This window comes from Luteimonas sp. MC1572 (genome assembly GCF_016615815.1).
Classification (GTDB): Bacteria; Pseudomonadota; Gammaproteobacteria; order Xanthomonadales; family Xanthomonadaceae; genus Luteimonas.
Window position 1 is genome coordinate 1 of the sequence record NZ_CP067112.1, and the last position, 12,764, is coordinate 12,764.

At 67.8% G+C, this 12,764-nt stretch carries 12 protein-coding genes; 10 read left to right on the forward strand and 2 right to left on the reverse strand.

The window, feature by feature from the left end; all coding sequences use genetic code 11:
• Positions 1 to 194 precede the first annotated feature (194 nt).
• The 10 genes from dnaA to JGR64_RS00050 all read left to right on the forward strand — a co-directional run bounded on the left by dnaA (position 195) and on the right by JGR64_RS00050 (position 11,474).
• Positions 195 to 1,514: a chromosomal replication initiator protein DnaA gene (dnaA, locus tag JGR64_RS00005; protein ID WP_199374225.1), complete on the forward strand. Its 1,320-nt coding sequence runs from the start codon at positions 195 to 197 to the stop codon at positions 1,512 to 1,514.
• Positions 1,515 to 1,772: 258 nt separating this feature from the next.
• Positions 1,773 to 2,873 carry a DNA polymerase III subunit beta gene (gene dnaN, locus JGR64_RS00010; protein ID WP_199374227.1) on the forward strand — a complete coding sequence of 367 codons (1,101 nt, stop codon included), beginning with the start codon at positions 1,773 to 1,775 and terminating at the stop codon, positions 2,871 to 2,873.
• A gap of 70 nt (positions 2,874 to 2,943) precedes the next feature.
• Complete coding sequence (gene recF / locus JGR64_RS00015; RefSeq protein ID WP_199374229.1) at positions 2,944 to 4,032, forward strand: DNA replication/repair protein RecF; 1,089 nt, start codon at positions 2,944 to 2,946, stop codon at positions 4,030 to 4,032.
• 249 nt (positions 4,033 to 4,281) lie between these two features.
• Positions 4,282 to 6,729 (forward strand): DNA topoisomerase (ATP-hydrolyzing) subunit B, encoded by a 2,448-nt coding sequence (gyrB, locus tag JGR64_RS00020; protein WP_199374231.1) that lies wholly within the window; start codon positions 4,282 to 4,284, stop codon positions 6,727 to 6,729.
• An 80-nt stretch (positions 6,730 to 6,809) separates the two neighbouring features.
• A complete protein-coding gene (locus JGR64_RS00025) occupies positions 6,810 to 7,631 on the forward strand; it encodes a M48 family metallopeptidase (RefSeq protein ID WP_199374233.1) in 822 nt (273 codons plus the stop codon).
• A gap of 120 nt (positions 7,632 to 7,751) precedes the next feature.
• Entirely contained in the window at positions 7,752 to 8,939 is a 1,188-nt protein-coding gene (locus JGR64_RS00030; protein ID WP_199374235.1) for a tetratricopeptide repeat protein, read from the forward strand.
• 141 nt (positions 8,940 to 9,080) lie between these two features.
• Positions 9,081 to 9,746, forward strand: a complete 666-nt coding sequence (locus JGR64_RS00035; protein ID WP_199374236.1) for an energy transducer TonB — start codon at positions 9,081 to 9,083, stop codon at positions 9,744 to 9,746.
• 100 nt (positions 9,747 to 9,846) lie between these two features.
• Positions 9,847 to 10,593 (forward strand): MotA/TolQ/ExbB proton channel family protein, encoded by a 747-nt coding sequence (locus JGR64_RS00040; RefSeq protein WP_182824005.1) that lies wholly within the window; start codon positions 9,847 to 9,849, stop codon positions 10,591 to 10,593.
• A 26-nt stretch (positions 10,594 to 10,619) separates the two neighbouring features.
• The gene (locus JGR64_RS00045; RefSeq protein WP_199374238.1) at positions 10,620 to 11,045 is read left to right on the forward strand and encodes a biopolymer transporter ExbD; all 426 of its coding nucleotides are present in this window, start codon (positions 10,620 to 10,622) and stop codon (positions 11,043 to 11,045) included.
• A gap of 15 nt (positions 11,046 to 11,060) precedes the next feature.
• Positions 11,061 to 11,474 (forward strand): biopolymer transporter ExbD, encoded by a 414-nt coding sequence (locus JGR64_RS00050; RefSeq protein ID WP_182824002.1) that lies wholly within the window; start codon positions 11,061 to 11,063, stop codon positions 11,472 to 11,474.
• A gap of 92 nt (positions 11,475 to 11,566) precedes the next feature.
• Here JGR64_RS00050 and JGR64_RS00055 read toward each other — a convergent pair whose 3' ends face one another.
• Both JGR64_RS00055 and JGR64_RS00060 read right to left on the reverse strand, forming a co-directional pair.
• Complete coding sequence (locus JGR64_RS00055) at positions 11,567 to 12,322, reverse strand: pyridoxine 5'-phosphate synthase (RefSeq protein WP_199374240.1); 756 nt, start codon at positions 12,320 to 12,322, stop codon at positions 11,567 to 11,569.
• Positions 12,323 to 12,388: 66 nt separating this feature from the next.
• Positions 12,389 to 12,667, reverse strand: coding sequence for a hypothetical protein (locus JGR64_RS00060; RefSeq protein WP_199374242.1), 279 nt, complete (start codon positions 12,665 to 12,667; stop codon positions 12,389 to 12,391).
• Between the last annotated feature and the right edge of the window lie 97 nt (positions 12,668 to 12,764).

The following is a 12,764-nucleotide window of genomic DNA, read 5'->3' on the forward strand; positions in this document are numbered from 1 at the left end:
GGAAAGAACCGGAGATTCTAGGCGCGTCGATGGCCGCAGGTCAAATCGGGTTTGCCACCGCCTCCTGTCCCCACGGCGGCGCGGCGTACATGGCCGGGTGCGCGGTGATAGGCTGCGCGTTCCCCTTTCGCCCCCGCCGCACGTGGTTCGCCCACGGTGTCGGCGGCCCTGCCGTCGGTATGTCGAACGCACACATGGAAGCCTGGCCCCGTTGCCTCGAACGCCTGGAAGCCGAATTCCCGGCCGAAGACGTTCAAACCTGGCTGCGGCCGCTGCAGGCGGCGCGCCGCGCCGACTCGACGGTGCTGTACGCACCCAACGCCTTCGTGCGTGACGAGGTGCGCGACCGCTACATGGTGCGGATCCGCGAGCTGCTCGGCCACTTCGGTGGCGGCGGCGAGGTCTCGCTGGAGATCGGCTCGCTGCCAAAGGCCGCGGAGCCGGCGCGCGCGACTGTTGCGCCGGCGGTATCGGCGGCTGATCTCGCGTTCCACGGCAACCTCGACAACCACTACACGTTCGAGAATTTCGTGGAGGGCCGCAGCAACCAGCTCGGCCGCGCCGCCGCGTGGCAGGCCGCGCAGAAGCCGGGCGACCGCGCCCACAACCCGCTGCTGCTGTACGGAGGCACAGGCCTGGGCAAGACCCACCTGATGTTCGCCGCCGGCAACGAGATGCGCCGCAACAACCCCGGCGCGCGGGTGCTGTACATGCGCTCCAACGACTTCTACAGCGCGTTCTTCCGCTCGCTGCAGGAACGCACCGCGGACCAGTTCAAGCGCCAGTTCCAGCAGCTCGACGCGCTGCTGATCGACGACATCCAGTTCTTCGCCGGCAAGGACCGCACGCAGGAGGAGTTCTTCCACACCTTCAACGCGCTGTTCGAAGGCCGCCAGCAGATCATCATGACCTGCGACCGGTTCCCGCGCGAAGTCGAGGGCCTCGAGCCGCGGCTGAAATCACGCCTCGCCTGGGGCCTGCCGGTGGGCATCGACCCGCCCGATTTCGAGACCCGTGCGGCGATCGTGCTGGCCAAGGCGCGCGAGCGCGGCACCCACATCCCCGAAGACGTGGCGTTCCTGCTCGCCAAGCGGATGCCGTCCAACGTGCGTGACCTGGAAGGCGCGCTGAATACGCTGACTGCGCAGGCCAATTTCACCGGCCGGGCGATCACCCAGGAGTTCGCGCTGGAGACCCTGCGCGACCTGCTGCGCGCCCAGCAGGCCTCGGTCAGCATCGCCAACATCCAGAAGACCGTGGCAGACTACTATGCGTTGCAGATGAAGGATTTGCTGGGCAAGAAGCGGACGCGTTCGCTGGCCCGCCCTCGCCAGATGGCGATGGCGCTGGCCAAGGAACTCACCGAGCACAGCCTGCCCGAAATCGGCGACGCGTTCGCGGGTCGAGACCACACCACGGTCCTGCACGCCTGCCGTCAGATCCGCACCCTGGCGCAGACTGACGGAAAGCTGCGCGAGGACTGGGACAAGCTGATCCGCAAGTTGAACGAATAAGCCATCGCTGGGCCGCCCCGCGAACGCCTGTACGGACCGGGGACAAGTTGTGGATAGTTTGCGATGTTGAAACGGGGCCGGAAATTGTCCACAGCTTGTCCGCAGACCTGGCGGGGTTTCACACTGGGGTTGTAGCGGCGGAAATATGTTGTAGATCAGATAATTACGTAGGTTTTCAACAGATTTTTCCGACTCCACCACCACCGCTTTTTGTTATTTATCCTATTTAAGAGCTAAGGGCTAAGGGGACACCACGGCATGCGTTTCAGTCTGCAGCGAGAAGCTTTCCTCAAGCCCTTGGCCCAGGTCGTCAACGTCGTGGAGCGGCGCCAGACCCTGCCCGTCCTGGCCAACCTGCTGGTCGTGGTGACCGGCAGCCAGCTGTCGCTGACCGGTACCGACCTCGAGGTCGAAATGGTGGCGCGCTGTGCAGTCGACGACGCCCAGGACGGTGAGATCACCATCCCGGCGCGCAAGCTGTTCGACATCGTTCGCGCCCTCCCCGATGGCAGCAAGGTCACCGTGTCGCAGTCCGGCGACAAGGTCACCGTGCAGGCGGGTCGCAGCCGCTTCACGCTGGCCAGCCTGCCGGCCAACGACTTCCCGTCGATCGACGAGGTCGAGGCCACCGAGCGCGTCAATGTCCCCGAGGCGGCGCTCAAGGAGCTCATCGAGCGCACGTCGTTTGCGATGGCGCAGCAGGACGTCCGCTACTACCTCAACGGCCTGCTGTTCGACCTCGCCGACCAGCGCTTGCGCTGCGTGGCCACCGACGGCCACCGCCTCGCCCTGTGCGAAGCCGCGCTGGAAGACAGCGTGCAGTCCAAGCGCCAGATCATCGTGCCGCGCAAGGGCGTGACCGAGCTCCAGCGCCTGCTGGAGGGCGGCGACCGCGTGCTCGAGTTGGAGATGGGCCGCAACCACATCCGCGTGAAGCGCGACGATGTCACCTTCACCAGCAAGCTGATCGACGGCCGTTTCCCGGATTACGAGGCCGTTATCCCGATTGGCGCCGACCGCGAGGTGCGCATCGACCGCGAGGTGCTGCGCGCCGCGTTGCAGCGTGCCGCCATCCTCTCCAACGAGAAGTACCGCGGCGTGCGCCTGGAAGTGTCGCCGGGCCAGCTGAAGATCAACGCCCATAACCCCGAACAGGAAGAAGCCCAGGAAGAAGTCGAGGCCGACACCAGCGTCGACGGCCTGGCGGTAGGTTTCAACGTGAACTACCTGCTCGACGCACTGGGTGCGCTGCGCGACGAGACCGTGGTCATCGCCCTGCGCGACGCCAACTCGTCGGCGCTGGTGCGCGAGGCCGCCAACGAGCGCTCCCGCCATGTCGTGATGCCGCTGCGGCTGTGATCAACACGTTCCACGTGGAACACGAACGCCCGGCCTGGTCCGGGCGTTCTGCTTTTCCAGGGTGGGCTGCATGCGCCTGACCCGACTCGAGCTGCGCAACCTGCGCAACCTGCGCGACGTCGCGCTGCAGCCCGGCCCGGGCCTGAACCTGCTGGTCGGGGCCAACGGTGCGGGCAAGACCAGCGTGCTGGAGGGACTGCACCTGATGGCCTACGGTCGCAGCTTTCGTGGCCGCGTGCGGGACGGGCTGGTACGCACCGGCGCCGACGCGCTCGAAGTCTTTGCGGAATGGCGGGCATCAGATGCGTCGGGAACTGAAGGCTTGCGCAAGGCCGGGCTGCGCCATACCGGCGCGAGCTGGGAGGCGCGACTGGATGGCGAGAAGGTCGGACACCTCGGGGAACTGTGTGCCGCGTTCATGGTGGTGGCGTTCGAGCCCGGCAGCCATGCGCTGGTGTCGGGAGGCGGCGAGCCGCGCCGACGGTTCGTGGATTGGGGGTTGTTCCACGTGGAACAGGACTTCCTGCCGGTCTGGCGCCGCTATTCGCGCGGGCTCAAGCAGCGCAATGCGCTGCTGAAGTCGGGTGCCGGACCGGCGCAGCTGGCCGCCTGGGATCTCGAGCTGGGCGCGGCCGGTGAAGAACTCACGCGCCGCCGGGTCTTCTATCTGGAGCGCCTGCAGGAGCGCCTGGCTGTGGTGGCTGCGGACCTTGCGCCCGGGTTGGGGCGCATGACGCTGGAGTTCGATCCGGGCTGGCGCCGCAACAGCCTGTCGCTCAGCGACGCGCTGGCCGTCGCGCAGGACCGCGATCGGGCCCTCGGCCACACCACGGTCGGCCCGCACCGCGCGGACTGGCGGCTGCAGTTGGCGTCGAAGCCCGACCGGGAGACGCTGTCCCGCGGCCAGGCCAAGCTGGCGGCGCTGGCCTGCCTGTTTGCCCAGGCGACGGACTGCGCCCTCGAGCGCGGCGGCTGGCCGGTCGTGGCCCTGGATGACCTTGCCTCGGAACTCGATGCCGAGCACCGCCAGCGGGTGCTGTCGGTGCTGCAGGCGACTCCGGCCCAGGTGTTCATCACCGGCGTCGAACTGGCCAGCCTGCCCGTTGCGCAGAGCGTCGTGTTCCACGTGGAACATGGTGAGGTCCGGCGCGCCGTTTGAGGTGCGGGGGGTGAGGGTGGGTGCGTCAGGGCGCATGTTTCGGGCGCGCCGCAGCTGCGGCCAATGGATCATTGCGCCATCGCTCCGTCAGCGGCCCCGGCGAGCCCCTCTGGGGTAGGGTTGCGCGCATCCTTGCCAAGCGCCGCAAACTGGTATAATGGCCGTCTCACACCCCTATAAGTAATGTGTCAGCCGCGGCATGGCAGCGGCAGGCACGGGTGGGGTATCCCGAAGGGCCAGAAGCATTCGATGACCGACCAGACCGACAGCACCCCCGATAGCGGCAACAGCAGCTACGACTCCAGCAAGATCACCGTCCTGCGCGGGCTGGAGGCCGTCCGCAAGCGTCCAGGCATGTATATCGGTGACGTCCACGACGGCACCGGCCTGCACCACATGGTGTTCGAGGTGGTCGACAACGCGATCGACGAGGCGCTGGCCGGCCACGCCGACGACATCGTGGTGACCATCCACGAAGACCGCTCGGTGTCGGTGTCCGACAACGGTCGCGGTATTCCGGTGGACATCCACAAGGAAGAGGGCGTCTCGGCGGCCGAAGTCATCATGACCGTGCTGCATGCCGGCGGTAAGTTCGACGACAACAGCTACAAGGTGTCCGGCGGCCTGCATGGCGTGGGCGTCTCGGTGGTGAACGCATTGTCCGAGCACCTCGGGCTGGATATCTGGCGCGACGGTTTCCATTACCGCCAGGAGTATTCGCTGGGCGAACCGCTGTACCGGCTCAAGCAGATGGAGGCCACCGAGCGCCGCGGCACGCTGCTGCGCTTCCGCCCCGCGGTCGAGATCTTCAGCGACGTCGAGTTCCACTACGAAATCCTCGCGCGCCGCCTGCGCGAGCTGTCGTTCCTCAATTCCGGCGTCAAGATCACCCTGGCCGACGAGCGCGGCGAGCCGCGCCGCGACGTGTTCGAGTACGAGGGCGGCATCCGCTCCTTCGTCGAGCACCTGGCGCAGCTCAAGACGCCGCTGCACCCCAAGGTGATCTCGGTCACCGGCGAGGAAAACGGCATCACGGTCGACGTGGCCCTGCAGTGGACCGACAGCTACCAGGAAACGATGTTCTGCTTCACCAACAACATCCCGCAGAAGGATGGCGGCACCCACCTGATCGGCTTCCGCGCCGCGCTCACGCGCACGCTGACCAACTACATCGAGCAGAACGGCATCGCCAGGCAGGCCAAGGTGAGCCTTTCGGGCGACGACATGCGCGAAGGCATGATCGCGGTGCTGTCGGTGAAGGTGCCGGATCCGAGCTTCTCGTCGCAGACCAAGGAAAAACTGGTCAGCTCCGACGTGCGCCCGGTGGTGGAACACACCTTCGGCGCCAAGCTCGAGGAATTCCTGCAGGAAAACCCGTCCGAGGCCAAGGCGATCGCCGGCAAGATCGTCGACGCCGCCCGCGCCCGCGAGGCCGCGCGCAAGGCGCGCGACCTGACCCGCCGCAAGGGCGCGCTGGACATCGCCGGCCTGCCGGGCAAGCTCGCCGACTGCCAGGAGAAGGATCCCGCGCTCAGCGAACTGTTCATCGTCGAGGGTGACTCGGCCGGCGGCTCCGCCAAGCAGGGCCGCAACCGCAAGACCCAGGCGATCCTGCCGCTGAAGGGCAAGATCCTCAACGTCGAGCGCGCGCGCTTCGACCGCATGCTGGCGTCGGCTGAGGTCGGCACGCTGATCACCGCGCTCGGCACCGGCATCGGTAAGGACGAATACAACCCCGACAAGCTGCGCTACCACCGCATCATCCTGATGACCGACGCCGACGTCGACGGCTCGCACATCCGCACCCTGCTGCTGACCTTCTTCTACCGGCAGATGCCGGAACTGATCGAGCGCGGCCACGTCTACATCGGCCTGCCGCCGCTGTACAAGATCAAGCAGGGCAAGACCGAGCTGTACCTGAAGGATGACGCGGCGCTCGACGCCTACCTCGCCGGCAACGCCGTTGAAGGCGCCTCCCTGGTCCCGGCCACCGGCGAGCCGGCGATCGAAGGCATGGCGCTGGAGAAGCTTCTGCTGGCCTTTGCCGGCGCGCGCGAGACCATCGTCCGCAACACCCACCGCTACGATCCCAACGTGCTCGAAGCGCTGATCGACTACACCCCGCTCGACGCCGCGCGCCTGGCGGAGAACACCGACGAGCGCCACGAACTCGACGTGCTCGAGGCGCGGTTGAACCGGGGTGGCCTGGGCCAGCCGCGCTACGCGCTGGAGTTCCAGGCGGGCGAAGGCGAGCATCCGGCCGCGCTGCTTGTCAGGCGCCGGCACATGGGCCTGGAAACCGTGCAGGTGCTGCCGTTCTCCGCCTTCGAGGGCGGCGAGCTGCGCGCCCTGCGCGATGCGGCGGCGCTGCTCAATGGCCTGGTGCGCGACGGTGCGCAGATCGTGCGCGGCAACCGCACCCAGGCGGTCTCGAGCTTCGCCCAGGCGCAGGCCTGGCTGCTCGACGAAGCCAAGAAGGGCCGTCAGATCCAGCGCTTCAAGGGCCTCGGCGAAATGAACCCGGAACAGCTGTGGGAAACCACGGTCAACCCGGAGACCCGCCGCCTGCTGCAGGTGCGCATCGAGGACGCGGTTGCCGCCGACCAGATCCTGAGCACCCTGATGGGCGACGTGGTCGAGCCCAGGCGGGCGTTCATCGAGGACAACGCGCTGCGCGTGACCAACCTCGACGTGTGACCCCGCCTGCCCGCAGGGGAGTTGACGCCGCCTTCAGGTTGCGCGGTCTACAACCGCTTGACCCATTCAAGGAACTCCCCATGCGGACCTCGCCGATCTCTGCCGCCACCGCTGTCGCCATCGCCTGCCTGGCGGCGGCGTGCGCCACCACGACCTCGCCGACCGGGCGTACCCAGTACGTCGGCGCCGTGTCCCAGGATCAGCTCGATGCGATGGGCGCGCAGGCCTTCGCCGAGCAGAAGGCCCAGCTCCGGCAGTCGACCGACGCCGCGCAGAAGCGCTACGTGAGCTGCGTGGTGAACGCCATCGTGCGCGAGCTGCCGGCAGACCAGCAGCGCATCGGCTGGGAGTCGGCGGTGTTCGTGGATGCCAATCCCAACGCGTTCGCGCTCCCGGGCGGCAAGGTCGGCGTGTACACCGGCATCTTCACCGTCGCCCGGACCCAGGACCAGCTGGCGGCCGTGATTGCGCATGAGGTGGGGCATGTAGTCGCCAACCACCATGATGAGCGCATCACCCGGCAGATGGGCGCGCAGGCCGGCCTGGGTGTGGTCGGCGCGGTGCTCGGTTCGCGCTACGGCGAGGGCGCCAGCCAGACCACCAACCAGCTCGGCGGCGCTGCGCTGCAGACCGCGTTCCTGCTGCCCGGTTCGCGTGTGCAGGAAAGCGAGGCCGACGTCGTCGGCCAGCAGCTGATGGCCAAGGCCGGCTTCGACCCGCGCCAGGCGGTCAATCTGTGGCAGAACATGATGTCGGCCAGTGGCGGTGGCCGCGCGCCGCAGTGGCTGTCCACCCATCCGGATCCCAGCGCCCGCATCGGCGAGCTGCAGGCGAGGGCCGTCGGGCTGGTGCCCACCTGGGAGCAGGCCCGCAGCGCCGGCCGGCGCCCGGCATGCGGTTGAGCGTGTTCATATTGGACATGCGGACGCTCGCGGCCGTCATCTTCTTCTGTTAGTTTTTGCGACCCGATTGAAGCAAGGCGCCCGCGCTACACGGCAGCCGCAACCTGAAAGGTGTCCCCGATGTCCGTTTCCAATTCCAGCCGCCTGCTGACCACGGCGATCGCCGCTGCCTTGCTGGTGATGACCGTTGGTGATGCCAACGCCCAGCGCGCCAATGATCGTCGTGCGCGCGCCGAGGCCGCGAAGGCGACGGCCGAGGAGCCGGCGAACCTGTTCCCCGGCGCCACTCGCCAGGAACCCACGCTGGCCGCCTCGCAGCGGATCGGGCCGCGCCTCAACAAGCTCTCCGACGCCCAGCAGGCAGGTGATGTCGCCGCCGCGCAGGTGATCGCCGACGAGATCCTCGCCAACGAAAAGGCCAATGCCTACGAGCGGGCCATCACGATGCGCCTGATGGCCGACCTGTACCTGGACACCGACGCCGAGCGCTCCAAGGACTACCTGCGCAAGGCGATCGAACTGAACGGCCTGAAGAACAACGACCACTACGGATCAATGGTGACGTTGGCCCAGCTGCAGCTGCAGGACGACGACTATGCCGGAGCCCTCGCGACGCTCGACCGCCTGATTGCCGAAACCAAGACCACCGATCCCACCTACCAGGTGATCCGCGGCAATTCGCTTTACCGGCTCGAACGCTTCGACGAGGCGATCGCGGCGCTGAAGCCGGTGGTGGAGGGCAACCCGGAGGCACGGCCCGACTGGGTGCAGCTGCTGATGGCGTCCTACGCCGAGTCGGGCCGGTCGGAAGAGGCTGCGCGCCTTGCCGAGGAGATCGCCGCCAAGGCACCGGGCGACAAGCGTGCACAGCTCAACCTCGCCAACATCTACCTGCAGTCAGACGACATCCCGCGGGCGCTGGAAGTCTACGAGCGCCTGCGCAAGGCCGGCGAGCTCACCGAGGAGCGCGACTACCGCAACCTGATGGCGCTGTACCTCAACAGCGAGGGCAAGGAGCGCGAGGCCGCCGCGGTGATCACCGAGGGCCTGGACAAGCAGATCCTCAAGCCCGACCACCAGACGTACAACGCGCTGGCGCAGGCGTACTATTTCAGCGAGCAGTACGACGAGTCGATCAAGGCCTACCAGAAGGCCGCGCCACTCGCACCTGATGGCGAGACCTGGCTCAATCTCGCGAAGGTGCTGGCCAATGAAGGCCGCAGCGCCGAATCCAAGGATGCCGCGCAGAAGGCGCTGGACAAGGGCATCAAGCGGCCTGACGAGGCGCGGGCGCTCCTCAAGCGCTGAGCGCGTCCTCGATTGTGGGTCGGCAAGGTTGGTACTAGCCGCCACGATTGGTATAAGCTTGGAAATTCCCGCGCCGAACCAGCGGCGCGGATACGACAATATTCGGGGCGCTTCCCGCCCGGCCAGACTTGAGTTCCCCGCATGACGCAACCCTCCACGACCTCGAACCGGAACGACGACCAGGACGAGGGCCTGAACTGGGCACGTATCACCGGTTTCACCATGGTTGTCGCGCTGCACGCTGCCGCGGTCCTGCTGCTGCTGGCGCCAGTCAACCCGCCCGGCGCCGCAGCGGATGAGGAAGAGGTCACGCGCGTGGTGATCATCGAACCGCCGCCGCCGCCCCCGCCGCCGCCGCCGCCGCCGGAACAGCCGCCGGAGCCCAAGCCCATCAAGGAGCTGGTGCCGCCGTCGCCGTCACCGCTGCCGCCGCCGCCCGAGCAGCCGCCGGTGATCTTCGACGACCCGTCGCCGATGGACGTCGCGGCCCCGCCGCCGGCGCCGCCCGCGCCGCCCGCGCCCACGCCGAGCATCGGCGCGAGCGTCGACCCGTCGTCCAAGAGCATGAATCCGCCGAAGTACCCTCCGGCCGCCCTGCGTGCCGGCGTCACCGGCCAGGTGATCCTGATCGTCGATGTCGATGCGAACGGCAACGTCACCAACGTGTCGGTCGAGAAATCCAGCCGCAATCGCGACCTGGACCGCGCCGCGGTGGAGGCTGCGCGCAAGTGGCGCTTCAATCCTGAGGTCGTCAACGGCGTCGCCACCGCAGGGCGCGTGCGCGTCCCGGTTGATTTCGTGCTCTGACCCGGGTCGCGGCCACCGCCTCGCCTCACGCTGTTATATCGCTGCACCGGCTATACCCGTTTCAAACTATCCAAATCACAACATCTAGAAGGTAAGCGTCATGCTGCAGGAAACTTCGAACATCCCGGCCTCCGGCGGCAGCAACGCCGCTGCGCTCCAGCAGATGGGTTTCGCGGACATGGTCCAGCATATGGACGCAGTCGGCTGGGTGGTGCTCATCACCCTGGTCGTCATGTCGGCCATGTCCATCTACTGGATCATCTTCAACGCCATCAAGAACGCGCGCCTGCGTGCGAGCTCGGACAACGTGATCCAGTCGTTCTGGGAAACCCCGAACGCGCAGGACGCGATCCGCCACATGGAAGAGCAGCGCAAGAGCGAGCCCTTCTCCAAGGTCGCGCTTGACGCCGCCCTGGCCGCCGCGCACCACCAGCGCCACGAAGGTTCGCGCCTCGTCGAGTCGCTCAACCGCTCCGAGTTCGTCGACCGCGCGCTGCGCCAGGGCGTGACCCGCGAGTCGCTGAAGCTCGAAGCCGGCCTGACCGTGCTCGCCACCGTCGGTTCGACCGCGCCGTTCGTCGGCCTGCTCGGCACCGTGTGGGGCATCTACCGCGCCCTGATCCGCATCGGCGCCAGCGGCCAGGCCGACATCGGCGCGGTTGCCGGTCCGGTCGGCGAGGCGCTGATCATGACCGCGCTGGGCCTTGGCGTGGCCATCCCGGCCGTGCTTGGCTACAACTTCTTCGTGCGCCTGAACCGCTCGACGAACAACAAGCTCGACACGTTTGCGCATGACCTGCACGACTTCTTCGCCACCGGCTCGCGCGTCGGCGAGCAGAAGCGCTGATCGCCAGGTACTGAGGGAGTCCCGACATGGCTTACAGTTCAAGCGGTCGTGGCCATGACAAGGTCAACGCCACGATCAACATCGTGCCGCTGGTCGACGTGATGCTGGTGCTGTTGATCATCTTCATGGTCACGGCACCACTCATGGCCCACAAGGTCCAGGTCGAGCTGCCCCAGGCGAACCTGGATGAGCGGCCGGAGACGGCACCGCCGGCTCCGCCGATCACCATCGCGGTCACCGAAGACGGCGAGATCTTCCTCAACGACCAGCCGGTCACCCTGCAGCTGCTCGAAAGCGCACTGTCGGTCGAGGCACAGAAGACCCCGCAGCCGCCGGTCAATGTCCGCGGCGACAAGACCACGAAGTACGGCGTGGTGAAGCAGGTCGTCGGCATCGCGCAGGCCCAGGGCATGCGCAAGGTCGGCTTCGTCGCCACCCGCGAAAGCAACTGATCCGGAGTTCGCACCATGGCTTTTTCGTCAAATTCCGGTGACGGCCCGATGGCCGACATCAACATCATTCCGCTCTGCGACGTGATGCTGGTGCTGCTCATCATCTTCATGGTCACCGCGCCGCAGCTGTCGTATCCGATCGACATCGACCTGCCGCAGCCGTCGTTGAATCCGCCGGTGAACCCGGTGGATCCGCCGCCGCCGATCCGCCTGCGGATCGACGCGTCGGGCCAGGTGTACTGGAACGACAGCCCGACGCCCACCTCGGCCCTGCGCAACATGATGCAGGCCGAAGTGGAGCGCGATCCGTCCAACCAGCCGACGCTTGAGATCGACGTCAACGAGGACGCGGACTACGGCACGCTGGCCAAGGTGCTGGCCGAGGCCAAGAACGCGCAGATGCTGAAGATCGGGTTCGTCAGGAACTGAAATACGCAAGGCCCCCCGGCGTCGCCTGCAGCGCGCCGGACGGGAGAGACGCTTGCTGTCTTCGCGCCGCCCGCAAGGGCGGCGTTTTTATGTCAGGCGCCGGCGGCGTCCAGGATCGCCAGGTAGCGCGCGACGGTCGTCGCCAGCCCGTCATGCAATGCCTCGCCGATCAGCGCGTGGCCAATCGACACCTCCTGGACCCCAGGTACTGCCGCCAGGAAATCCCGCAGGTTGTCCTGGCTGAGATCGTGGCCGGCATTCACGCCTAGTCCGGCGGCCTGCGCGCGCCGCGCGGTGTCGGCACAGCCAGCCAGTTGCGCCGCGGCGTCGCCGGCGGCGTGGGCCTCGGCAAACGGACCGGTGTACAGCTCGATCCGGTCGGCGCCTGTGGCCGCGGCCGCATCGACATCGCAGCCGGCATCGGCAAACAGGCTGACGCGGCAGCCGAGTGCCTTCAGTTCGGCGACCAGCGGGCGCAGGCGCAGGCCGTCGCGCGCGAAGTCGAAGCCGTGGTCCGAGGTCACCTGCCCGTCGTCGTCGGGCACCAGGGTCGCCTGCGCAGGGCGGGCCTCCCGGCACAGCGCGAGGAAACCGGGATAGCCGGGTCGCGGCGCCGCGAACGGATTGCCCTCGAGGTTGAGCTCGACGCGGCGCTCCCCCGCCAGGGCGGCGAGTGCCATCACGTCGGCGCTGCGCGCGTGGCGCGCATCCGGGCGCGGATGCAGGGTCAGGCCGTGGGCACCCGCGTCGAGGCAGGCGCGCGCGGCGCGCAGGATGTCGGGCTGGTCACCGCCGCGCGAGTTTCGCAGTACGGCGACCTTGTTGAGGTTCACGCTGAGCACGGTCATGCGCGGCAGGATACCCGGCGGGCGCGATACCGTCCCGCCATGCGCGCGCAACGTCTACCGCGGCGGTCAGGCGCCGGTTGATTCCGGCGCGTCGCCCGCCTGCGCCTGCGCGGCCGCCGCACGCCGTGCGTCAGCCTCTTCACGCAGGCGGCGCAGCTCGACCGGGTCGAGCATCATGCTGTCGTCGCGGGACTGGTTGCCCACGCGCTGTGCCAGCAGGCCCAGCACCCAGGCGACCACCAGGCCGAGCGCGGCAAGCAGGCAGACCACGGCCAGCGCCATCGACGCGGTGTTGAGTGCCACGGCGAACGCGGCCACGGCCAGCAGCAGGAACAACCAGGGCATGGATCGGCTCCGCCAGGGACAATGGCGGAAGTCTAACCGCAGCCGGCGTCGCGACCACCGCCGAGGCGCGCCGTCCGGGCGGCCCGTGCCGCCGCCG